This is a genomic window from Vandammella animalimorsus (assembly GCF_002288875.1).
In the GTDB taxonomy this organism is placed as follows: domain Bacteria; phylum Pseudomonadota; class Gammaproteobacteria; order Burkholderiales; family Burkholderiaceae_C; genus Lampropedia; species Lampropedia animalimorsus.
In genome coordinates, this window is the sequence record NZ_NTBH01000001.1 from 371,294 (window position 1) to 395,663 (window position 24,370).

The following is a 24,370-nucleotide window of genomic DNA, read 5'->3' on the forward strand; positions in this document are numbered from 1 at the left end:
CGTTGATGCCGTAGGCGCAGGCAGAGCACGCACAGGGCCCTGGCGCCCACCCGCATGGCTGCAGCCATGCGCCGCAAACCCTCCTCTGGCCTGACGAAGAGCCCCACGCCCCGCGGCCCGCATCAAAACGGCCGCTGGGCCTGCACGCGCCGCTCCATATCCTCCAGCACGTCGGCTGTGCGCACATCCAGCGCCGAACACAGGCGCACCAGCATGCGCACACTGGGGCTGTTGCGCCCCAGCTCAATCAAAGACAGGTAATTGCGATCCATCTGCGCACGCAAGGCCAGCTCCGACTGGCTCCAGCCACGCTCCATGCGCAGCTTTCGCAAGGTCTGCCCCAGTGCCTGATCGACCACATCGCCCATGGCCAAGCAGGATGCGACAGGAGTTCCTTAATCTGCCGCATATATACTGCAAAATGAAGATACAATCACTTGCATCTTTTTTCACTTCATCACCGCTTTCGCATTCCAGGCCCGACAAACCCTGTCGGCAACGCTTTCTAGACTGCCGCCCATCGAGTCCACATCCACACCGTTTGTTACTCATGCAGAAAGCACCCCAATCCCACATGCCGCATAGCGGCGCACAACGCCCGGCCAGTGAGCGGCTGGCCTACCGCCTGGCACACATCCTGGCCCTGCTGCATCAGGGCGATACGCTGGACAAGCACCAGCTGGCCGCGCAGTTCAACGTCGATGTGCGCACCATCGAGCGCGATTTGCACGAGCGCATGCACGGGCTGATCGAGCGCGGCGCCAATGGGCATTGGCAGCTCAGGCCCCATCTGCGCAGCACCGTGGCCGCGCAAATGCTCAATGAATATGCGGCCATGGCCGGCACCAGCGCGCTGTTTCCGGACTACAGCCTGGCCCAGGTCATTGCCCAGCTGCAAACCCCAGCGGCCCAGCGCCCGCTGCACGTGCAACCCACCGCGCAGGAGGCCCTGCCCCGGGGCGACCGGCGCTTTGCCCAGTTGCAGCAGGCCATCGAGCAGCACTGCGAGTGCCTGTTCACCTACAAAAACACGCCCCGCCGCGCCCAACCTTATCGGCTGGTGCACAAAAACGGCATCTGGTATCTGGCCGCCGTGGAAGGCGGCAGGCTGAAAAACTTCAGCATTGCCCGCATCGAGGCGCTGCAGCTTGACGAGGCCGCGCGCTTTGCCCCGCAGCAAAAGCACCTGGACTACATCCACCACAAGAGGGACGTGTGGTTCAGCCCCGAGACCACTGAAGTCACGCTGCGCGTGGCCCCTGAAGTGGCCCGCTACTTCATGCGCCGCGAGCTGCTGCCCGAGCAGCAACACCGGCGCGACGACAGCGACCAAAGCCTGCTGGTCACCACCCGCATCGCCCACCCCGAGCAACTGCTGCCCGTGGTGCGCTACTGGCTGCCGCATGTGCGCATCCTCCAGCCACAGCCATGGCACGAGGCGCTGGTGCACAGCCTGCAGCAGGCCCTGCAGCGCTGGGGTTGCTCTTGTGACTGCGGCACTGCAACCAGCGCCGCTCCCCAGGCCGCCGGCCACTGACATCCAACCACCCTGTTTTTGAAAGGACGCGTCATGCCGGTACTGATTGCTGTGGGCCTGTTTCTGCTGTTTTGCTTTCTCTGGGGCGTTGCCTCCCTGTTCGGCAACGCCAAGGACGCCGCCCGGCGCTGGAGCAAGCGCCGCCATATCCAGCGCAGCGCGCAAGACATCGAAGAGGCTCCGAAGCCACTACAACTCACCGAAAAAACAGACGTCACCGTCATTGAAAACCCACGCGAGACCAAACGCGCGCCGCGCGCCCAGTCCGCCCCTCAAGCCGCCCCTCAAGCCGCGCCCCAAACCACGCCAAAGGAATCACCCATGAGCGCCGCACTGGCCCAATTGCGCGAAGCCGATGCGCTGCGGGAAAAAGGCGTGATTGCGCCAGCGGAATTTGAAAAAATCAAACAGCAGATTCTGAGCAGCGTTTTGCCTGATCAAAGGGGGATGACATGAGTAGAAATCCGAAAAAAGCATATGACCCCATTTTCATGTGCGATAGCTCAACGGTTGTAGATGGCATTTTTGTCTGTCGTTGCAGCGCATGCGGATGGAAAAAAAATCAAGCCCGCAAAAGTCACTTTCAGGTCCTATGGCCCGCCACTTGCCCCTGAATCATGCCCCAAATGCGGTTCCTTTCCTTTATTTATCAGCAGGGCAAATTTTCTTGAGAAAATGGCTTATGTTTTTCTAAATGGTTAATACTTTGAAGCAATGAAAGTCTTATTAACATTAAAGCAAACAAAAGACCACCAATGAAATGCCTCACTCACTTGGAACATATGAGATTTCGAGCAATTGTTTCACAAATTACCCACAATGTAAAAATATGCAGAAATAAATCCAGATCCAAGTCAGCCAAAACTCTCGAAAAATCAAAATGATTAAGATCAATTTGTTTTCCGAAATGAAGCCCACTTTCTCTTTACCCACCAACCCAACCTTACATGGAGGTCACATGAACAAGCCATTCGAAGACATTACACAAAATGCTGAGCTTTCTGGAGCGAGCAAAAAAGCACTCCAGATGGTGCTGGAAAAAATAAGAAACACCAAAATCAATCTTCTGATTGTTGGCGGCACAGGAGTTGGCAAAAGCTCCACAATCAACGCCATTTTCTCCATGGACTGCGCTAAAGTCGGGCGAGGCACTACTCCGGAGACCAACGAAATCGCTTGCTACGAGTTGAACAACATGGTGCTTTGGGATACTCCTGGCCTTGGTGACAGCACCCAAAAAGATAATATTTACAAGGAGCAGATTAAAAACAAGCTGCTGGAAAAAGACAAAAATGGGAACTTCTTGATTGACTTGGTCTTACTCTTGATCGATGGAGGCTCTCGCGACTACAGCTCCGCATATACCCTCATCAATGAAATTATTGCTCCCAATCTTGGCAGCAAGGAAGAAGGGTGCGAGAAACGCTTGTTGGTAGCCATCAACCAAGCCGACATGGCGATGAAAGGCCGCAACTGGGATTACAGCAAGAGCGAACCAAATGAAGAATTAAAAAAATTCCTGGATGAAAAAGTAGCAACAACCAAATCAAGAATCAAAGAAGACACAAATCTTGATATTGAAGCCATTTATTACAGCGCAGGCTATAAGGAAGAGGGCATTGATCCAAAACCATACAACCTGGCCAAGCTTTTAAACTTCATCACGGAAAAGCTCCCCAGCAAAAAGCGCATCTCCGTCATCAACGACATCAATCAGAATGAAGAGAATTTTGCCACTAACGATAAAGCGAAAGACTACATCCAATCCCTCGATGGATTATTTCAAAACTCTCTTATCGAGAACATCAAGGAAGCCATTCAAAATATCTCCGAGAGTGGAAAGGAAATTTATCAGAATGTGAAAAATATCTTGGAAAGCGCCACGCAACTTGCAAAGCCTGCAAAAGAAGTAATATCAACGATCGCTCCTGCCGCATCTTTCATTTTCAAAAAATTCTTCAATAAATAAGAGGACAGCCATGGCATATCGTGAAGACCCTCATTTAAGATTTCTTGAAGACATGGACAGCGAGGACCTCAATGGTCTCGTCCACTGCCTGATCAAGGACAAGGATGGAAGCCCACGACTGACTGAAGAACTGACAGGATCAGAAAAATACAAAAAATATCATCCCGACCATCAAAAGTACTGGCAAGAAATTGCCGCAGAAATTCAGTGCTTTGGCGCAAACAGCCTAGCCACTCTATTTCGTGGTGGTAAAGGTGTTCTGTATGAAGAAATTTTGAGGGATGTTGCTGACAAGCTAAAAATATCCTATAAAAAATCTGATGAGCCCAAGGACATTGAAGAGAAGCTTCTTATGAGGCTGCTTTATGAGTCAGTAAACAAAATGACTCCCGATCAACTGAAAGAGTTAGGTCATGAGTTCTCTCTGAGTGATGCCGTCTCATACAGTCCAGAAGCATTATTTGCAGCCTTTCAGGTTATCTTTAAGGCCGGGGGATTTAAATCATATCAACTAACTCTAACCATTGTGAACACGGTGATGAGAAGCATTTTTGGACATGGCTTAAAGCTTGCCGGAAATGCTGCACTGATGCGCGCAGCATCCATTATGACTGGCCCTATTGGCTGGACATTAACTGGATTATGGACCGCTTGGGATATCGCAGGCCCGGCAACTAGGGTCACCATCCCTGCCGTAGCTCAGGTAGCATTTTTAAGAAAAAAGCATGAGCTAATGATGCAAGGACTGATTAAAGAAATCAACGAGGAACTCAAAAACAAAAAATTCCCTAAAAAAGAAGACTAAAAAACATCTCTGCAAGCCCGAAATTCATCATAAGCCTTGATGAGGTGATTTTCGGCACTTTGCAGAGATTATTAATCCGAAATAAAAATTGAAATAAAAGCCTCAATCTGCAGATAGTATTTCATGGAAATGATCGACATGAGAAGACTGACTCCTGAGGCGCGGCAGAAGCGGCGCAGACAGGTCATCAAGCTGCGTCGGCAGGGGTGGACGTACGAAGCCATTGGTACCGAGCTGAGCTTGTCTCGCACAGATGTTTTCGAGATCTGCAAGCGCTACGAGGAAGAAGGCAGCAAAGCCTTAGCTGACAGGCTTTCCAACAGGACCGTGTCAAATATGCAGCCTGACCGATTTATTGGTTCAAGTTGTTTTTTTCGGATCAATAACTTAAGACAAAGGATGTCGCATGCCCATCCCACCACCACCATGTACCTACCGCTGCCCAGCCTGCGGCTGGAGCAAAACCGTCAGACCCTCAAGCGATGCCTTGGCCAGAGGTGTAGATTATTTTGATCGTTGCCCACGTTGCAATACTCAACCACTGAAATCCAGTACGGCAAACAAGATCGAAGTTTTTCAATCTTATTTGGAAGATTTTTTTCGTTCTTAAGGGGTTTTCGAGTGAGTATCTCCTCTAAAAACGACTGTGAATTGAAAAATCTATTAATCCGCCATCAAGTCCTCGTTGCGCAGGGCCGCACCGATTTCACCTTGCGCATGCATCGGGCCTTGAGCTGGTTGCAGCGCGCGGAGGATGCGGGCGATGACGACGATGTGGCCTTCATTTGCCTTTGGATTGCGTTCAACGCAGCGTATGCGCAGGATTTGCCGGGTTATACGGAAAAAGGCACGTTCAAAAACTTTATGCAGCAGGTTTGCGATTTGGACCGCGCGAATTTGCTGTATGGGCTGGTGTGGCGCGAATTTTCCGGGCCAATCCGGGTGCTGCTGGATAACCCATATGTATTCCAGCCGTTTTGGGAATGCTGGAACAGCGGCGGTGATGAGGCGCAGTGGCGTGCTGCGTTTGACAGGGCCAAGGCCGCTGCAGGCAAGGCGCTGGCGCGCCAGGATACGGCGCAAGTGCTGTTCGTGGTGTTCCAGCGGCTTTACACCTTGCGCAATCAGCTGATGCACGGCGGGGCGACCTGGGGCAGCTCGGTCAACCGCTCGCAGGTGCGCGATGGCCGGGTGATTCTGGCGCGGGTATTGCCTGCCATGCTGGCGGTGATGATGGAGGCGCCCGAACGCTTTCAGGCGCGGCCGTTTTATCCGGTGGTGCAGGCTTAGGGTTTATTCAAAGCCTTTGCAGCCTTAATGGAAAGATTTTAAATCAACCCTTCAAAACGATCTGCACGAATATCAGCGCGCTTGGCCGCTGGATTCGTGCAGATTATTTTTGGCGACTTTTAAAGCGTGTCGCGCGCCTTGAGGAAGAGGCGCTGAGTCATTGACAGCACATTTTGAAGGCCAACTGAAAATTTCCGCGAATTGTTCGCCCACATTCAAAGATCAAGCACGATGAACTGCATGGCGTAGATTTCAATCTTGCTGTGCGTAGCTTCCGTCACGAATGAAAAACACTGCAGTGGGGCAATATCGACCTCAATGCGCGCCCACTTTTGCAGGAATTGCTCGTCTTTGTCCTTTACAAAAGCCGCATTGGCATACAACAGTTTTTCTTCGGCAATGACACCCATATTCATCGCCATATTGCATTGATAGCAGTCGGAAAACACCAGCCTTTGTCGCCTGCCAGAGCCCCAGGCAATGTCAATGCCGATTTCATCCTGATGCCCTGGGCGGCTTCTGTCGATGTGCAAGCCCATCAAACAGGCATCATCCCAAGGCAAATCATTGAATTTCACTTTCACTCCTGGAGGATTCATGGCTTTTTCAGCCAAGCCCGGTCATCCAAGCAATGGGGGGCGCAAAGCGCATGGCACGCGTTAAACAGCCCCATCCCCACTGCTGCGCACGCGTGCGCCGTCGTGCAGTTGGCTGTCGGGCTGCAGCACCACGGTGTCGCCCGCTTGCAGGCCTTGTTCGATTTGCACGGCGCTGGCCGCGCGCAGGCCGATTTGCACCGGAGTGTGGCGGGCGCGGCCTTGTTCGATGCGGTAGACGGCCCAGCCCTCGGCGCTGCGAAACAGCGCGCTGGCGGGCACTTGCAGCACTTGCTCGCGTTGCTGGGTGATGAATTCGACCTCGACGTGGAAGGCGTCGCCCAGCGCCTGCCATTGCGCGCGGGGGCTGGTGATGTCCAACAGCACGCGGGTGCGCTGCTCTTGCACGCCCAGGGCCGAGACTTTGGTGAAGCCCGCCGGCTCGATGCGGCGCACGCGCGCCTGCAGCTGGCCGGGGCCGCCCCAGCGCAGCACTTGCGCGGCCATGTCGGGGGCCAGTTGCACGGCGTCGGCCGAGAGCACCTCAACTTCCAGTTCCAGATCGCTCAGATCGCCGATTTCCAGCAGGGGCTGGCCGGCAGCCACGGGCGTGGCGCTTTCCTGCATGCGGCGCAGCACCTGCCCGTCGATGGGCGCGCGCACGGCCAGCACCGGCGCGGCGCTGCCATCGGGGGCTTGGCTGCTGCCTTGTTGCAGTTGGGCGCGGGCCGCTTCGATGCCTTGCTGGGCCACGCGCTCTTCGGCGCGGGCGGCGGCGAGCTGGGCGCGCGCCGTTTCGGCGCGGCTGCGGGCCTGGTCGAGCTGCCCGGCGCTGGCCGCGCCTGCGGCCTGCAGCGGCGTCAGGCGCGCCAGTTCGCTGCGCGCCAGTTGCAGCTCGGCCTGGGCGGCGGCGCTGCGCTGGCGGCTGGCGGCCAGCGTGGCCTGGGCGCCGCGCAGCTGGGCTTGCAGCTGGCTGCGCGTGCGCGCGTCCAGCAGGCCCGAGGTGGCCGGCTCGATTTCCGCCAGGGTTTGCCCGGCCTGCACGGCATCGCCCACCTGCAGGGCGATGCGGCGCAGCTGGCCTGCCACTGGCGCGCTGAGCACGTAGCGCTGGCGGATGCGCGTGCGCCCTTCTTCGGTGAAGCTGACGGTCAGCGGCCCCTGGCTGGCGCTGGCCGTGGCCACCAGTTGCGTGGGTTCGCGCAGCGCCACGGCCAGCAGGGCCAGCACGGCGGCGGCGGCCAGGATCACGAGCAGGATTTTGCGAAGCATGGGGGTCACTCCCGGGTTTTCAGGACTTCGATGAGGTCAAGGCGGCGCAGGCGCCAGACGATCACCAGGGCCGAGAGCGCGGCGCTGGTGAGGGTCGTCAAGGCGGCGATGGCGTAGGTGCTGGGCTCGACGACCAGCGGGATGCGGTAGAGGTCGTTTTGCAGCCCGGCGATCATGGCGGCGATCAGCCCGTAGCCCACGGCCATGCCCAGCGGCAGCGAGAGCAGCACCAGCACAGCCATCTCGCCCAGCAGGATGTAGGCCACCTCGCCCTGGCTCAGGCCCAGCACGCGCAGGCTGGCCAGCTCGCGGCCGCGCTCGGACAGGGCCATGCGCATGGCGTTGTAGACCACGCCGACGTTGACGATCATGCCCATGACGATGGCGATGGCCGAGAAGGTGCCGCTGACGCGGGCCATCATGTCGAGAAAGGCTTCGATGGCGGTGTGGCGCTGATCGGTGCCCACGACCTTGGGGCGCGCATCGAGCGCGCGCAGCACGCCCAGCTCATGGCCGGGCAGCACGGTGAGCACGGCGCTGCTCACCAGCGGGCCTTCGCCCAGGCTGCGGTTGAGCGTACCCAGCTCCATGTAGGCCGAGCTGCCGTTGAGGTCGTAGATGGTTTGCACCACGGGCAGTTGCAGCATCTTGCCGCGGCCTTCGAGCACTTCGACCCAGATGCGATCGCCCACGCGCAGGCCAAACCACTGGGCAAAGTAATCGCCCAGGATGATGCCGCCGGGCTGCGGCGCCACTGGCTGCAGCGCGGGGCTGAGCAGCTGGCGCAGCTGCGCATCGCCGGCCAGGCCTTCGAGCATCAGCAGCTTTTGCCGCCCATCCAGGTGCAGGCGCACGGGCACGCTGCGCTGGCCTTCGACCTGCTCAACGCCCGGCAGCGCCGCCAGCTCGTGCAGCGCGCTGCGCGGCATGGCCTCGACGAAGGCCACCGAGACATCGTGGCGGCGCGCCAGGCGGTACTCCACGTCCAGCATGTGGCGCACCGAGGCGCTTTGGAAGTTGCCCACCACGACGATGCCGCCGGCCGCGGCCAGGCCCAGCAGGCTCAGCAGCGCCTTGCCGGGGCGGCGTTCGAGCTGGCGCCAGATCATGCGCGTGGGCTGGGAGAGAAAGCGCGCCAGCCCCAGGCGCTCGAGCACGGTGCGGCCAAAGCGCTCGGGCGCGGGCGGGCGCATGGCCTGGGCCACGGGCTCGCGCGCGGCCGCATACACCGCATGACCGCTGCCCACCAGCGCCGCCAGCAGGCTGATGCCCGCGCCGATGGCCACCACGTGCAGGTTCAGGCTGAAGCGCAGATAGGGGAAGTGGAAGTTGATCTGGTAGAGCCCGGCCATGCCCTGGCCCAGCCAGATGCCGGCGGCCACGCCGATGAGCGTGCCCAGCGCGCAGATCAAGCCGACGATCAGCCCATAGTGCAGCGCCACCTGCGCCGTGCTGTAGCCAAAGGCCTTGAGGGTGGCCACCTGATCGCGCTGCAGGCTGATCAGGCGCTTGAACACCATGTTCAGCAAGAAGGCGGCCACGCCCATGAAGATGGCCGGGAACATCCAGGTCATGGTCGCCAGCTGGCGGAACTCCTCATGCAGGATGCGGTGCGAGAGCTGCTCCATGCGGCCGGTGGCCACGCTGCTGCCGTGGCGCGCCAGCTGCCGGTTGAGCGCGCCGATGACGGCCTGCTCGTTGCTGCCGGGGGCCAGGGCGATGGTGGCCTGGTTGAAAGCGCCCTTCATGTCCAGCGCCGCCGCCAGGCTGCGCTCGGGCATCCACAGCACGGTGTAGCGCGCCTCGTCGGGGAACATGGCCCCGGGCTTGACCTGGTAGATGTGCTCGGCGGACATGGCAATGCCGCTGATGCGCATGCGCTGCGCGCGGCCCTGCAGCGTCACGCGCAGCGCATCGCCAGGGCCCAGCCGGTGCGCCTTGGCAAAGGCTTCGCCAACCAGCACCTCATCGGCCGCGCTGGGCAGGCGCCCGGCGCGCAGGTACAGGCGGTTTTGGCGCGGCTGGCGGCCATCGTCGGGCAGCGATTGCGCCAGCGCCTGGGTCGGCTCGTCAAAACCGGGGATCTCCAGCTTCGCGCCAGCGGCCAGGCGGGTTTCCACCTCGGCCACGCCGGGGATTTCAGCCAGCTGGCGCGCCAGGCTTTGCGGCGCGCGCTTGAGCTGCACCCAGATGTCAGGAAAGCGGCTTTCCTGGTAGATCTGCGCGCGCGTGCTGCGCAGCGACTCCAGCGTGGCCTGCGACATCACCAGCATGGCAATGCCCGAGGCGATGACCAGCGCAATGGCCAGCGCCTGGCCGCGCATGCGCCACAGATCGCGCAGGGCCTTTTGGTGCAGCGCCTTCATCGCGGGCCTGCCCCCGGCCTGGCCGCCATGCGCCGCATCACCAGCGCAGCTCCTGCGCGGCCAGGCGCTGGGCGTTGCGCTGCTCGCGCACGATCTGCCCGTCCTGCATCCACAGCACGCGCTCGGCCATGCGGGCGATGTCTGCGTTGTGGGTGATGATGACCGTGGTCGTGCCCATCTCGGCGTTGACGCGCTCGAGCGCCTGCAGCACCAGCACGCCGGTGGCCGAATCGAGCGCGCCGGTAGGCTCGTCGCACAGCATCACCGCCGGGCGCTTGGCAATGGCGCGGGCAATGGCCACGCGCTGCTGCTCGCCGCCCGAGAGCTGGGCGGGGAAGTGGTCCAGCCGCTTGTCCAGCCCGACCAGCGCCAGCGCTTGGGCCGGCTCCAGCGGGTCGGGCGCGATCTCGGTGACGATGGCCACGTTCTCACGCGCGGTCAGGCTGGGGATGAGGTTGTAGAACTGGAACACAAAGCCCACGTGCTCGCGCCGAAAGCGCGTCAGCGCCGCATCGCTGGCGCGGCTCAGATCCTGCCCGCAGTACCAGACTTGGCCGCTGCTGGGCACGTCCAGCCCGCCCAGGATGTTCAACAGCGTGGACTTGCCGCTGCCCGAAGGCCCCAGCAGCACCACGAATTCGCCCGCGTGCAACTCCAGGTCAATGCCGCGCAGCGCCTGCACCTGCACTTCGCCCATGCCATAGACCTTGGTCAGACCTTGGGCGCGAAAAATCAGCTCGCGCGCTGGCGGTGCCGGCTGCGGCGCGGCGGGCGGCTTGGTGGACGGCGCGGCCGCCTTCAATGCGGCGGCGCTGTTGGCTGCGTGCAGATGCTCCCTCATGGCTGTGTCTCTCCACCGCTGTGACCGCGGCTGCGCCATTGTGCGCGAAAAACCGCTGGCCGCCGGCAGGCATTGATGACGCGGACAGGCCATGGCGCAGAGCCTGCCCCTTTGTGCCCTTTCATGACCTTTCGTACCGCAGTGCGAGCGCCCGCTTTTACACCCCATGCAGAGATCGCACTTGGTGGCTGCCGCCTGCGCCAGTGTTTCGTACCGGGGCCGGGATGTGCGCCCGGCGCAATCGCCAGAGCGTGTTCTTCTCGAACGTTGACAAATCCAAGACCTGGCCGCTGACTGGCGTCGCCATCTCGCAGGTCGCTCTCGTCATGCCCGCGAAGGCGGGCATCCAGCGCCACACTTGTGCACGAGAGGGGGGGCAACGGCAGCGCCGCCCCGTCAGCGTCGCCCCTGTCAGCGTCGCAACTGGACACCCGCCTTCGCGGGTGTGACGAGAACCAGCTGCGCTTGAAGGAAATGTCTTTGTGAGAATCGAAACGGCTCTATTTCTCGGCAATGTTGAGAACTGGCGCTTGGGCGACGACGGCCCAAGGCCGAGCGTAGCGATGGCCCGGGCAGCGCCCCTTTTTGACTGCGCCTATGCCGTTGGCCGGCCAGGGCGGGCAGGCCCACACACAGTGGGCCTGCTTCCAAAAATCAAATTTCGCTGCGGCTGTCTGAGCGTAGCGGCAAAGCCGCGCAGCGAGTTTCCGCAGCACCCGCCCTGGCCGGTCAGCGGCACAGGTCGCTCCGGCGCGCAGCGCCGGGGTCGCAGGCAGCAGGGTCGTTTTTCTTTGGTCACTTTCTTTTTTCGACAAAAAAGAAAGTGACTGCGCCGCCGGGCGCACATCCCGGCCTCGGCCCTCAAAGCCGGCGCAGGCAGCAACTATCCCATGCCATCTCGTGCAGGGGGCTGGCATGGACTAACGAAAAAACCACCCCACAGACCGCCCAAATCCGCGCCCTTGCCCGCCCGTGCAGCAACTTTGAGCAGGCGCTCAAGCCACCACCTGCGCCCAGACTTTCTCCAGCCGCTTGACGGACACCGGCTGCGGGGTGCGCAGTTGCTGGGCGAAAAAGCTCACGCGCAGTTCTTCCAGTAGCCAGCGGTAGTCTTGCAAGGCCGCGTCTTGCTGGCCCTTGCGCTGGGCCAGCAGCTTCCAGTAGCGCGCCTCCAGCGGGGCGATTTCCCCTTGGCGGGCCTGGTCGCGCGCGGGGTCTTCGCGGTATTTGTCCAGCCGCATCAGCATGGCCTTGAGGTAGCGCGGGTAGTGCTTGAGCTGGGCCTGCGGCGTGGCCTGCACGAAGCGCTTGCCCATCAGGCGCTCGAGCTGCTGGCGCACGTCGGCCACGGCCTGCTCGGCGCCTTTCATGTCCTTGAGCTTGCGCACGATTTGGGCGTATTCGGCCAGGATTTGCCCTGCCAGGCGCGCCACCTCCTGCGCCAGCAGCGACAGGCGCGGGCGGCCATCCTTGAAGCGCTGCTCGAATTGTTCGGCGTTGATGGGCAACGGCTCTTGCAGGAAGGCCAGGTCGATAGCGACGGCGATGATTTGCGCGCGCAGCTCCTCCAGCGTGCCCAGCGGCATGTAGGCCACGGCCATTTTTTGCAGCTCGGGGATGTTTTTTTCCAGGTATTTGAGCGCGTCCTTGATGTGCAGCGCGAACAGGCGCGCCAGGCCCTGGCGGTGGACTTGGGCGGCGGCTTCGGGCTCGTCAAAGACTTCGATGGTGACAGCGTCGCCTTGATCGACCAGGGCCGGAAAGCCGATGAGTTTGCGGCTGCCTTTGCCCCATTCCATGATTTCGGGCAGCTCGCCAAAGTCCCAACTGGTGTGGCGTTGCTCGGGCTCGCCCAGGGTGTTGGACTCGCTCTGGGCAGCGGGCGTTTGTCCCTTGCCCTGCCCTGCCCCGCTGGCGGCGGTGGGCGTTGCAGCGGTGGTTGGGCGAGCGTTTTTGCTCGCTTCTTTGCCCGCTTTTTCAGCCGTTGTTTCGCCCGTTTTTTCGCCACTGCTCTTGCCGCCCTCCTCGCTCTGCGCCAGTTTCAGCCCGGCCAGGGCCTGAAACGCCCCGCGCGCTTGCTGGCCCAGCTCGGCCTTGAGGGCGGCGAGGTTGCGGCCCTGGCCGAGCTGGCGGCCGTGCTCGTCCACGACGCGGAAGTTCATGAACAAGTGCGCGCTGAGCATGTCGGCCTTGAAGTCCGTGGGCTTGATCTCCAGCCCGGTCTTGGCGCGCACCCATTGGCGCAGGCGCTCGTGCAAATCGCCCTGGGCAAAGCTGCCCTCCTCCAGCCAGGCCTTGGCGATGGCTTCTGCCGTTTCGGCCAGCGGCAGCAGGCGCGAGCGCGGGCGCTGCGGCAGGCTTTTGAGCAGGGCCTGCACTTTGGCTTTGAGCATGCCGGGCACCAGCCAGTCGGCGCGCGCTTCCTGCACCTGGTTAAGGGCGTACAGCGGGATGGTGACGGTGACGCCATCGCGCGGGTTGCCCGGCTCGTGCAGGTAGCTGGCGTTCAAATCCATGCCCGCCAGCTTGATGGTGGGCGGGAAGGCGGCGGTGGTGATGCCCGCGGCCTCGTGGCGCATCAGCTCGTCTTTTTGCAGCTCCAGCAGTTGCGGCTGCTGGCGGCGCTCCTGGCGGTACCACTGCTCGAGCTGGCGGCCGTTGCACACGGCCTCGGGGATGAGGCGGTCGTAGAAGGCGTAGATCAGCTCCTCATCGACCAGCACATCCTGGCGGCGCGATTTGTGCTCCAGCTCCTCGACCTTGGCGATGCGCTTGCGGTTGGTGACCAGAAAGGGGAATTTGCGCTCCCACTCGCTGGCGTAGTCGCCCTGCACCAGCGCCTGGCGGATCATGATCTCGCGCGCGGCGGCCGGGTCGATGCGGGCAAAGGGCACGCGCCGCCCGCTGTAGACGACCAGGCCGTAAAGCGTGGCGCGCTCCAGCGCCACGGCCTCGGCCGCTTTTTGCTCCCAGTGCGGCTCCAGCAGTTGTTTTTTCAGCAGGTGCGCGCCCACTTCCTCCAGCCATTGCGGCTCGATGTTGGCCATGCCGCGGCCATACAGGCGCGTGGTTTCCACCAGCTCGGCGGCCACCACCCAGCGGCCGGGCTTTTTGCGCAGCCGCGCGCCGGGGTGGCGGTAAAACTTGATGCCGCGCGCGCCCAGGTAATGCTCAGCCTCTTCGGGCTTGAAGCCGACGTTGCCCAGCAGGCCGGCCAGCAGCGAGAGGTGCAGCGCCTCGTAACTGGCCGGGCCGTTTTGCTCGTGCAGCTTCCAGCCCTGTTCGGCCACGGCGGCGGCCAGTTGCTGGTGGATGTCGCGCCACTCGCGCACGCGCCGCACATTGATGTAGTGGCTGCGCAGCAGGTTTTCGTATTGGCGGTTGGAGAGGCGGTGCGTGGCCTGGGCTGGCGCTGCGCCCTCCGGCCCTGGCGCTGCGGGCGTGGTGGCCGCTGCGAGTGGGGCGGGGGCGGGCGCGGCCACGGCGCGCTGCGCCACCGGCAGGGCTGCGTGGCCTCGCCTGGCCTTGCCACGGCCTTGCGCCTGCGCAGCGGCCTGGGCCTGCTGGCGCGCCGAGGGCAGGTTGGCGGCTTTGCCGCCGCGCGCGTCGTGAATCCACTGCCAGAGCTTGAGGTAGCTGGTGAACTCGCTTTTCTCGTCGTCAAAGCGCGCGTGGGCTTGGTCGGCCTGGGCCTGTTTGTCCAGCGGGCGGTCCCGCACGTCCTGCACCGACAGGGCGGCGGCCACCACCAGCACCTCCTGCAAGGCGCCGCGCGCGCGCGCCTCGATCAGCATGCGCGCCACGCGCGGGTCCAGCGGCAGGCGCGCCATCTGGCGGCCCATCTCGGTCAGCTCGCGCTGCTCGTCCACCGCGCCCAGCTCCTGCAAGAGCTGGTAGCCATCGGTGATGGCGCGCTGCGAGGGCGCTTCGAGAAACGGGAACTCCTCCACCGCGCCCAGGCCCAGCGACTTCATGCGCAAAATCACCCCGGCCAGCGAGGAGCGCAGGATTTCCGGATCGGTAAAGCGCGCTCGGGCGGCAAAGTCCGCTTCCTCATACAGGCGGATGGCCACGCCATCGGCCACGCGCCCCGAGCGCCCGCTGCGCTGGTTGGCCGCGGCCTGGCTGATGGGCTCGACCAGCAGCTGCTCGACCTTGCTGCGATAGCTGTAGCGCTTGACGCGCGCCGTGCCCGCATCGATCACATAGCGCACGCCAGGCACGGTCAGCGAGGTTTCGGCCACGTTGGTGGCCAGCACCACGCGCGGCGGCCCGCCGGTCTCGAACACGCGGTCTTGCTCGGCCTGCGAGAGGCGCGCAAACAGCGGCAGCACGGTGCAGTGGCGGCGCACCGGGTCGTGCGAGAGGTGCTTGTGCACGTGGTCGGCGGCCTCGCGGATCTCGCGCTCGCCGGGCAGGAACACCAGAATGTCCCCGCCCGGGCGGCCTTGCCACAGCTCATCGACGGCATCGGCAATGGCGGTGTTCAAGTCCGTCTCGCGGCTTTCCTCGAACGGCCGCCAGCGGATTTCCACCGGATAGGTGCGGCCCGAGACGTACAACACCGGCGCTGGCCCCTTGGCCGAGGCGAAATGCTGGGCAAAGCGCTCAGCATCGATGGTGGCGGAGGTGATGATGAGCTTGAGATCGGGCCGGCGCGGCAGGATTTGCTTGAGGTAGCCCAGCAAAAAATCGATGTTCAGGCTGCGCTCGTGCGCCTCGTCGATGATGAGCGTGTCGTAGGCCTTGAGCAGTGGGTCGGTCTGCGTCTCGGCCAGCAAGATGCCATCGGTCATCAGCTTCACGCGCGCGTTGGGCCCCAGCCGGTCGTTGAAGCGCACCTTGTAGCCCACCACCTCGCCCAGCGGCGTTTGCAGCTCCTCGGCAATGCGCTTGGCCACGCTGGAGGCGGCAATGCGCCTGGGCTGGGTGTGACCAATCCACTGCCCGCGCCGCCCATCCTTGCCGCGCTGGCCGCGCCCCAGCCCCCGACCCAGCGCCAGGGCGATCTTGGGCAGTTGCGTGGTCTTGCCCGAGCCGGTCTCGCCACAGACGATGACCACCTGATGCGCACGCAGGGCGCGCTCAATCTCCTGCCGCCGCGCGGACACGGGCAGGCTGTCTGGGAAGCTGATGTGCAACGGGGCCGCTGGTGTAGCGGGCGTGTTCGGTGCCGAGGGCGGCGTGGCGGCAAGGCCGGAGCGAGGGCGAGCGGGCCGGGACGGGCCAGATGCGGAGTCGGTGGCGGAGTCGGAATTCATCGGGGGCGGATTATCCTGCAGGCAGCGCCTGCCACCCTGCGCCACATCGCACCCGCACCCGCACCCGCACACGGGCAGCGCAGACAGGCAACGCAGTCGCTCATGTTTCAACTGTGTGCTTTTGCAAACAATGCAGCCCCCAGCTTCCAAGCTACGGGTAAGCCCGATATATTGCACGTTCGCAACCTTTTACAACAGCTTCAATATTTCAGGGGGAACTTTCACATGAAAAGAAGAAGCAAGCATGCGCTGCGCGCCATTGGCGTAGCGGCTGCATGGGCCGCGATGGCCGGTGTCGCGCAAGCCGACACCGTATTGCTGGGGATCAATCTCGACCCCGGCTCGATCAACGGCCTGACGCTGGAGCCGCACCAGATCAAGGTCGTCATCAAGAATGAACCGTCCCTGCCGGGCACGGCCACCAACGCACCGGTCGAGCTGCAGTTGCCCCCCAACCTGGGCGGGCTGAAGCTGATCTCCAGCGGCGCGGCCAACTGCACTACTGCGCCCATTGACGTGCCGGCAAGCTCTGGCGGTGGTCACACCGTCTCCTGGACCATTGCCTCGCTGGCACCCAACGCCAGCTGCGAGTACGTCTTCGAGGCAGCGCCGTTGATGGTTGGCTCTTACGCCTTTGCTGCCCAAGTGGCCACCGGCCCGGCAGACAGCCAGCAGGCCGGCGCCACCGATCCTGTGCTGGTGGACAGCAACCGCACCGTGGCCGTCAAAGCCGTGGCGCTGAAGGTGGAAAAAACCATTGTGCAAATCAATGGCCAGCCAGCCAATCCATCGGCCGATCCTGATCTGGCCGGCATCAAGGCCTTTGAGGCTGGCTATGACCAGCCTGTGCGCTATCAACTGCGCTTTACCAACGCCTCGGACGTGCCGCTGAACCTGGGCGAGCTCAACGATTATTGGGGCGATTACGAATACCCCATTGGCCGCGGCACCCGTTGGCTGAGCCACCACCGCCCGGTGAGCTCCACCACCACCAACGCCAGCTGCGTCGTGGAGCACAACACGCCTCAACCACCGGGCACAGCCACACAATCGGTCTGCCCGGAAGTGGTTGACAACGACCCCAACATTGCCGACATCGAGCTCAACGGCGGCCAAGGCACGGATCTGCGCCCCATTGAGATCCGGCGCCCCATGAGCGGCGTCATGCTGGCCGCAGGCGAGACCATGGTGCTGGAGTACGACCGCACCTACCAGCCTTCCGATTGCGGTGAATCCCTGCTGCGCAATGGCATTGAGTGGGAGGTCAACAAATATTCCAACAGCGCCCAGTCCATGCAGGTGCAATGGCAAGGCAACGGCAGGGGCATCGATGAGGTGTTTCTGGCCCTGCCCTTGGGCGCCCAGGGGGCGTGCCAGGCCGTCGAGCTGAACCTCCAAGCAACGAAAAAGCTGGTGGAAATCAACGGCCAGCCCGTCACGGGCACAGGCACGCAGGCCCTGCCCAACCCGGGCCCTGGTGCAGAGTCCACCGCCGTGTTTGAAATCAAGGTCACCAACGGACGCACGCAAACGCTGGAAGACTACCTGGCCCGGCCCAACACGCCCAATGACATCCTGTTCACGCTGTACGACCTGTACCGCACGGGCAACTTTGGCACAGCGCCGAGCTTCCACCCCAACAACTCCCTGCAGGAGCAAATCAAGGTGGAAAGCTGCACCAGCAGCATCCCGGGCAAGGCCTGCGCCTTGCGCAATCCGACAGATCATGGCTTTGACCCCAGCAACCCGAACCACGGCAAGGACTGGGGCCCGATTGTCAGCGGCAGCGGCTCGGCCATGTGGGATCAGATTGCCTTGGGCCTGGATGAGACCGTCACGCTGCGTCTGGCCGTGAAATACCGCCACAACCCTGGTACCGCAGCCCCGGTGTGCCGCAAGAACATCAACACCATGGTCAATGCGCTGAACGTCGAGGCCGTCAAGCGACAGCCCGAAGACGCAGGCATCGTGTTCTCCGGCAACATCGAGTCCGACGGCGCGCCCGCCGACTCGCCCACCGGCACCCACCAAACCCCGCTGGAGCTGCTGGCAGAGCTGCCCCTGTGCGTGTCCATGACCGCACAAAAGGACGCTGTGATCACCAGCGCCCCGCACGATGTGGAGTTCAGGCTGCGATTCACCAACTCCACCAGCGCCAACACCGGCCTGATCAGCCCTGTGGGCAGCGCCGTCAACCCGCTCAAGCAGGTGGTGCTCAGCGATCCCCTGCCCGCCAGCTTCACGGCCGACGCCAATGGCGTGAGCTGTGAGGTGGTCAAAGGCAATGCCGTGCTGCCCAACCCGCCAGTCTCGGCGGCGAACATCGGCGCCAATAACGAGTTCAAGGTCACCGTCCCAGAGATCGAGGACGGCGCGGAAATCCGCTGCACCATCAAGGGCAAGGATTTGACTGCCGGCCTGCACACCAATGAGACACGGGCTGACGTCGATCCCCACAACGGCGCTGGCACCGGGCCCACTTACCTGGATCCCTTTGGCTTCAATGCCAGCAAGGACACCTATCTGATCTCCGGCCCGCAGCTCAAGCTGGCCAAGACCGTACAAGGCCCGCTGCAGCCCGGCGGCGAGATCACCTGGACCATCGTGGCCAGCAACATCAGCGCCTCGGCCACCAACGGCACCATCAAGGACACCGTGCCCGCCATGTTCGAGTCCTTCACCTGGACTTGCGCCAGCACCGGCACGGCCGGCGGCTCCTGCGCCACGCCCAATGGCGCTGGCGCTGGCGGCGAGACCATCTCGGTTGGCGCCGTCATCCCAGCAGCCACCAGCAGCACTGCCGTGGGCGAGATCACCCTGACCATCAAGGGCAAGCTGCCTGCTGGTCAGCTGCCGACTCAGGTGGATAACAGCGCCACGCTGGAGCTACCGCCAGGCGCTGGCTGTATCGACCCGGCCACCAACCAGTCCGCGCCCCCGCCCTGCAAAGCCGATGCCAGCATCGGCGCCACCTTGGTGGCACTGAGCAAGACGGCCCTGCCCGCTGGCACCACCAGCTACACCCCAGGCAGCGAGGTGAAGTTCGCCGTCGAGGTGCGCAACCTCAGCACCACCAGCCAGGCCACCGTGCGCCTGCAGGACGCACTGCCCGCAGGCACCACCGTGATGAGCTGGGAGTGCATGGACCAGGCCAGCAACGCCTGCGGCAATGGCGCGGGCGCCTTGGATCTGCCCGCCCTGGTGCTGGCCCCTGACGCGCGCCAGACCTATACGGTGGCAGTGCAAGTGCCTGCCGGCTTCACTGGTAATCTGGAGAACATCGCACGCTTGACGCCGCCTGCAGACGGCTTCTGCCAGGTCGCTGGAGGCATCCAGCCCGCAGGCCAGGCTTGTGAGGCCCCGGTCAGCCTGACGCCTGGCGCCCTGCCCCCGCCGCCGGCATCTGTGCTGCGCATCACCAAAACCACCAGCAGCACACAGCTCACGCCTGGCGGCACGGCACAGTTCACCGTACAAGTGCAGAACACAGGCACTACGGCAGTGAATGCGGTGCAATTCAACGACGCCCTGCCTGCCGGCATTGCCAGCCAGGCTTGGACCTGCGCTGCCGCGCCCGCTGGCAGCTGCTCCAGCGCCGCAGGCAATGGCGCCATCAGCCTGACGCTGGATCTGCCCGCTGGCGCCACAGCCACCATCGCCATCACGGCCACGGCCGAAGCTGCCAACTTGCCGGCGCAAGTCGTCAACACGGCCCGCATCACGCCCCCTGCTGGCGCGACGTGCGACCCCGCATCCACCTGTGAGGCCAGCGCCCAGGTTCCCACCTCGACTGGCCCTGGCCCCATTCCGTCGAATGGCGTCGTGGCCGTGAGCAAGACGGCCAGCAGCACCAGTGTCACTGCCGGCGGCAAGATCACCTTTGACATCGTGGTCTCGGCCAGCGGCGGGCGTGACTCGCACGGCGTGCGCATTCAGGACCCCTTGGCAGCGGGCATCGCCAGCCAGACCTGGCGCTGCACCGCAGCCACAGGCGGCGCCAGCTGCCCCACGCCCGATCAGGGCAGTGGCGCGCTCAATGCCGTGCTGACCCAACTGCCCAGCGGCGGCCAGGTCCGCTTCCAGATTGAGGCCACTACCGATGCCGCCCTGCCAGTGGGCAGCCAGGTGATCAACGTCGCCACGCTGAGCGACCTGCCCAGCAACGTGGATTGCGACCCGGCCACCGGCTGCTCGGCCCGCAACGCTGCCGTGCCAGTGATCGCCGCGCCCAGCCCCACAGGCACCGTGCCTGTGCCCGTGGGCGCGCCCTGGATGCTGGCACTGCTGGCGCTGTGCATGGCTGGCCTGGCCCGCCGTCAGCGCCGCTGAGGCCCCATAAACTGGCAGGCGGCAGCGCCCTGCCGGCTCTGATACAACCCGGCCCTTTTTCAGGGCCGGGTTTTTTCATGCCTGCGGGCGTGCCTGCTAACGGCTGCGCACCGACCTGATAACGTGTGACAGCGCCGCGCTGGAAAATCCATTACCCTTGCCGCCCGGCTGCTGGCGCATGGGCTTGTCCATGCGCGAACGCCCATGACGAAGAAACCCGCGATGACTCTGCCCCCTCCCGCCCCGCGCCGCTTGTCCCATACCCGTCAGACCACTTTTCACGGCTATCAGCGTGACGATGGCCTGTGGGACATCGAAGCGGAAATGGTGGATACCAAACCATTTGAATTTGCACTGGCCGATGGCAGCGGCCTGCCGCCTGGGCAAGCGCTGCATCGCATGCAGATCCGCCTGACCATCGATCAGCATCTGGTGGTGCGCGACATTGCCACCCGCATGGCCAATTTCCCGCACGGCTCCTGCCACGAGGCCGACCAGCACATGCGCAAGATGATTGGCAGCACCATGGCCAAGGGCTGGCGCAAAAGCATCGACGCCCACCTGGGCGGCGTGCAGGGCTGCACCCACATGCGCGAGCTGCTCTACAACATGGCCACTGCGGCATACCAGACGCTGGCCCCCATGGCATTGGCACATTTCCACGGCCTGCCGCCCGATGCCAACCGGCCTCCGCCGCCGCACCTGGGCGGCTGCATGACCTGGGACTTCAACGGCCAGGCCGTGGCGCAGTTGTATCCGGTGTATTTTCAATGGCCCGCGCGCTCGGCCAACGGCGCAGCCAATGGCTTGCAGCCGCAGGGCAATGCCCTGGCCCAGCCGCCGAACGCTTCGGATTAGAGCGTGTTCACACCATGCAAGCCAAAAACGCCGCTGGGCCTGGTGGGCTTTTGGCTGGCAGCGCGCAGCTATGCCTTGCCTGACGCGCCATCGAGCATGGCCTGCAGGGAGCGCCAGGCCTGTTGCTCCAGCGGCTGAGGGCTGGTGGCGCTGGCGTGCGGCCCGCCCATGGCCGCGCCCTCTTGCAGCAAGCGAGTGAGCACCGCCACCTGCGGCACGATGCTGCCCCAGAACAGCAGCTGCTGGCCGCGGCCCAGCGCGATGGTGGGGAAGGTATCAATGTCCAACTCGCCCAGGGCATCGCTGACAGCCGGCTCTTCCACATCCAGCCATGTGATGTGCACCTGCGGATGACTGCGACGCAGCCGCGCAAAAATGGGCTCGAACTGGCGGCACACGCCGCACCAGGCGGCGCACAGGCCGATCAGGCGCAGCGGCGCAGCGGCGCCATCGGCAGCCGCGACGGCAACGGGCTCATTCGCCACGGTGGGGCACCAAAATGTCGCGCTGGCCATTCCTGCCCAGCGCACCGACCAGGCCAGCGCTTTCCATGTCCTCCAGGATGCGCGCGGCGCGGTTGTAGCCGATGCGCAGCTTGCGCTGCACATGGGAGATGCTGGATTTACGATCCTTGAGCACGATCTCCACCGCCTGGTCGTACATGGGGTCTTTTTCGCCGCCGCCTGCGCCAGCGGGCGTGCCTTCAAAGTCCACGGCCCAGTCGCTTTCACTCTCGCTGCTCACGCCATCGAGCACGCCGTCGATGTATTCGGCCTCGCCCATGCTTTGCTTGATGAATTCGACCACGCGGTGTACTTCATCGTCGCTGACAAAAGCGCCGTGCACGCGCACGGGCAAGCCGGTGCCGCCTTTCATGTAGAGCATGTCGCCCATGCCCAGCAGGGCCTCTGCGCCCATCTGATCGAGGATGGTGCGGCTGTCGATCTTGCTGCTGACCTGAAAAGCAATGCGCGTGGGCACGTTGGCCTTGATCAGGCCGGTGATGACGTCCACGCTGGGGCGCTGCGTGGCCAGGATGAGGTGGATGCCAGCGGCGCGCGCCTTTTGCGCCAGGCGGGCGATAAGCTCTTCGATCTTCTTGCCCACCACCATCATCAAATCGGCCAGCTCGTCGATGATGATGACGATGTGCGGCAGCGCGTCCAGCGGCTCGGGGTCTTCGGGCGTGAGGCTGAAGGGGTTGCCGATGATCTCGCCGGCTTCCTGCGCGGCCTTGATCTTGGCGTTGTAACCCGCCAGGTTGCGCACACCGAGCTTGCTCATGAGCTTGTAGCGCCGCTCCATCTCGGCCACGCACCAGTTCAGGCCGTGTGCGGCCTGCTTCATGTCGGTCACCACCGGGCACAGCAGATGCGGAATGCCTTCGTAGACGCTCATCTCCAGCATCTTGGGGTCGATCATCAGCAGGCGCACTTCGCTGGGCTCGGCCTTGAACAGCAGCGAGAGAATCATGGCGTTGATGCCCACGGACTTGCCCGAGCCGGTGGTGCCGGCCACCAGGCAGTGCGGCATCTTGGCCAGATCTGCCACGATGGGCTTGCCGATGATGTCCTTGCCCAGGCCCAGCGCGAGCTTGGATTTCTCGTCCTGGTACACCTCTGAGGAGAGGATCTCCTTGAGCTGGATGGACTGGCGGCGCGCATTGGGCAGCTCCAGCGCCATGTAGTTCTTGCCAGGGATGGTCTCGATCACGCGGATGGACATCAGCGACAGCGAGCGCGCCAGGTCCTTGGAGAGGTTGACGATTTGCGCGCCCTTGACGCCCGTGGCCGGCTCGATCTCGTAGCGTGTGACCACCGGGCCGGGTTGGGCCTCGACCACGCGCACCTCCACGCCGAAGTCCTTGAGCTTTTTCTCGATCAGGCGGCTGGTCATCTCCAGCGTTTCGGGGGTGACGGTTTCCTGCTTGGCCGCGATCGGATCAAGCAGCGTCACCGAGGGCAGCGCACCGCTCCTGGCGTCATCGAACAAGTGCTTTTGGCGCTTGACGGGGGTGGAGATCAGGGCCGTCTCGTTGGCCGCAGCCGGGCTGGGGTCGTCCCACAGCGGCTCAATGCGGTCTTCCGGGCGCGTCGTGGCGTAGCTCTTGCCTGGCTCGGGCTCTTCGTCCCAGGGCAAATCCACGGTTTCGCTGTAGGCCGGGGGGGGCGCAGCCGGCTCGGCGCCCGCATCACTTGCGCTGGCAGGCGCAATGCCTGCTTTTGGCAATGCGGCCTCGGGCAGCTCCTGCAACTGCGGCAGCTGCTCCTCTGGGATGTCTGCCAGGTGCTCGGGCAGCGCATCGCTCAAGGCATCGCGCGTGAGCACGGCCTCCTTGCTGACATGCTCTTCGCGCTCGCGCTGGGCGCGCCGCCCGGCGCGGGCATCGCGCAAATGCTCATGGCCCAGGCGCACGCGGTCGATCCAGCGCTCGATCCAGGCGCCCGTGCGCTCGGCCACCTTGCCCCAGGAAAAACCCAGCACCCACGACAGCGTCAGCAGCGCCAGCACCAGCGCCGCCACGGTCGAGCCGGTATAGCCCAGCCAACGCACGGCCAGGGGCCCGACCCAATAGCCCAGCACCCCGCCGGAATGGTCTGGCAATTGGCCCTCGAATCGGTACAAGCGCGTCCACTCCAGCACAGCACAGGCGCACAGCAGCAGCAACACGCTGCCCAGCCAGAAAAACCGCTTGCCCCAGATGCGCAGCATCATCAGCCGCCCATCGCTGCGCGCCAGGCTCTTGCCGCTGAGCCAGGCGCGAAAAGCCCACCACCACAGCAGCGCCAGCGCCGCCACCAGCACCCAGACCGTGTAGCCGAGCAAAAAATAGCTCACATCCGACCAGTACGCCCCCAAACTGCCCAGCCAATTGTGCGGCACCCGCGCAGCCACGCCCTGCCCCGACGAAGACCAGGCCGGATCCTGCGGCGAATAGCTCAGCAGCGCCGCCACCCAGGCAGCCCCAACCACCAACGCGATGAACAGCAGCACGTCCTGACCAAAACGGCTCAGAAAGCCCGGCCCAGCCTCCTGGGGCGAGGAATTGAAGGTGTTGCCAGAGGATCGGGAGCGAGAACGGGAACGGGAACTCATGGTGTTGAACAGACCCTGGGGCGAGGGCCATCAAAGCATTGCCACAGGCCGCCAATACAGGAAATCCCTACAATGGCAGGCTCTTGGCAAACAAAGCCCGCATTATCGCAAAGAGCGGCTGAAACGCTTCATCCGCAACCTCATTTTTGG

The 24,370-nt window shown here is 63.3% G+C and carries 16 protein-coding genes; 8 read left to right on the forward strand and 8 right to left on the reverse strand.

The window, feature by feature from the left end; translation table 11 throughout:
* Positions 1-122: 122 nt before the first annotated feature.
* Complete coding sequence (locus CLI93_RS01550; protein WP_095543408.1) at positions 123-368, reverse strand: helix-turn-helix domain-containing protein; 246 nt, start codon at positions 366-368, stop codon at positions 123-125.
* Positions 369-574: 206 nt separating this feature from the next.
* Between CLI93_RS01550 and CLI93_RS01555 the strand changes: the two genes are divergently transcribed.
* The 6 genes from CLI93_RS01555 to CLI93_RS01580 all read left to right on the forward strand — a co-directional run bounded on the left by CLI93_RS01555 (position 575) and on the right by CLI93_RS01580 (position 5,601).
* Positions 575-1,537 (forward strand): helix-turn-helix transcriptional regulator, encoded by a 963-nt coding sequence (locus tag CLI93_RS01555; protein ID WP_143326458.1) that lies wholly within the window; start codon positions 575-577, stop codon positions 1,535-1,537.
* A 51-nt stretch (positions 1,538-1,588) separates the two neighbouring features.
* Complete coding sequence (locus CLI93_RS01560; protein ID WP_143326457.1) at positions 1,589-1,993, forward strand: SHOCT domain-containing protein; 405 nt, start codon at positions 1,589-1,591, stop codon at positions 1,991-1,993.
* A gap of 502 nt (positions 1,994-2,495) precedes the next feature.
* Entirely contained in the window at positions 2,496-3,506 is a 1,011-nt protein-coding gene (locus CLI93_RS01565) for a GTPase family protein (RefSeq protein WP_172424352.1), read from the forward strand.
* Between the two features lie 10 nt (positions 3,507-3,516).
* Positions 3,517-4,311 (forward strand): YaaW family protein, encoded by a 795-nt coding sequence (locus CLI93_RS01570; protein WP_095543404.1) that lies wholly within the window; start codon positions 3,517-3,519, stop codon positions 4,309-4,311.
* Between the two features lie 123 nt (positions 4,312-4,434).
* Positions 4,435-4,824, forward strand: coding sequence for a helix-turn-helix domain-containing protein (locus CLI93_RS01575; RefSeq protein ID WP_095543403.1), 390 nt, complete (start codon positions 4,435-4,437; stop codon positions 4,822-4,824).
* Between the two features lie 12 nt (positions 4,825-4,836).
* Positions 4,837-5,601, forward strand: coding sequence for a HEPN domain-containing protein (locus CLI93_RS01580; protein WP_238945914.1), 765 nt, complete (start codon positions 4,837-4,839; stop codon positions 5,599-5,601).
* A 215-nt stretch (positions 5,602-5,816) separates the two neighbouring features.
* Here the strand turns inward: CLI93_RS01580 and CLI93_RS01585 are convergent, their stop codons facing one another.
* The 5 genes from CLI93_RS01585 to hrpA form a co-directional block, all read right to left on the reverse strand.
* The gene (locus tag CLI93_RS01585) at positions 5,817-6,215 is read right to left on the reverse strand and encodes a hypothetical protein (RefSeq protein WP_143326456.1); all 399 of its coding nucleotides are present in this window, start codon (positions 6,213-6,215) and stop codon (positions 5,817-5,819) included.
* 45 nt (positions 6,216-6,260) lie between these two features.
* A complete protein-coding gene (locus CLI93_RS01590; RefSeq protein ID WP_143326976.1) occupies positions 6,261-7,469 on the reverse strand; it encodes an efflux RND transporter periplasmic adaptor subunit in 1,209 nt (402 codons plus the stop codon).
* Between the two features lie 5 nt (positions 7,470-7,474).
* Positions 7,475-9,835 (reverse strand): ABC transporter permease, encoded by a 2,361-nt coding sequence (locus CLI93_RS01595; protein ID WP_095995624.1) that lies wholly within the window; start codon positions 9,833-9,835, stop codon positions 7,475-7,477.
* Between the two features lie 37 nt (positions 9,836-9,872).
* Positions 9,873-10,532 carry an ABC transporter ATP-binding protein gene (locus CLI93_RS01600; RefSeq protein WP_238945941.1) on the reverse strand — a complete coding sequence of 220 codons (660 nt, stop codon included), beginning with the start codon at positions 10,530-10,532 and terminating at the stop codon, positions 9,873-9,875.
* Between the two features lie 1,139 nt (positions 10,533-11,671).
* Positions 11,672-15,937 (reverse strand): ATP-dependent RNA helicase HrpA, encoded by a 4,266-nt coding sequence (gene hrpA, locus CLI93_RS01605; protein ID WP_095995625.1) that lies wholly within the window; start codon positions 15,935-15,937, stop codon positions 11,672-11,674.
* Positions 15,938-16,162: 225 nt separating this feature from the next.
* On the opposite strand from hrpA, the gene CLI93_RS15515 reads away from it, so the two are divergent.
* Both CLI93_RS15515 and CLI93_RS01615 read left to right on the forward strand, forming a co-directional pair.
* On the forward strand, positions 16,163-20,266 hold the full coding sequence (locus CLI93_RS15515; protein WP_172425508.1) for a DUF11 domain-containing protein: 4,104 nt from the start codon (positions 16,163-16,165) through the stop codon (positions 20,264-20,266).
* Positions 20,267-20,470: 204 nt separating this feature from the next.
* The gene (locus CLI93_RS01615; RefSeq protein ID WP_238946600.1) at positions 20,471-21,124 is read left to right on the forward strand and encodes a DUF2889 domain-containing protein; all 654 of its coding nucleotides are present in this window, start codon (positions 20,471-20,473) and stop codon (positions 21,122-21,124) included.
* 68 nt (positions 21,125-21,192) lie between these two features.
* Here CLI93_RS01615 and CLI93_RS01620 read toward each other — a convergent pair whose 3' ends face one another.
* Positions 21,193-21,609, reverse strand: coding sequence for a thioredoxin family protein (locus tag CLI93_RS01620; protein ID WP_172425509.1), 417 nt, complete (start codon positions 21,607-21,609; stop codon positions 21,193-21,195).
* Positions 21,599-24,220, reverse strand: a complete 2,622-nt coding sequence (locus tag CLI93_RS01625) for a DNA translocase FtsK (RefSeq protein WP_095995628.1) — start codon at positions 24,218-24,220, stop codon at positions 21,599-21,601. The genes CLI93_RS01620 and CLI93_RS01625 overlap by 11 nt, the downstream gene beginning before the upstream one ends.
* Between the last annotated feature and the right edge of the window lie 150 nt (positions 24,221-24,370).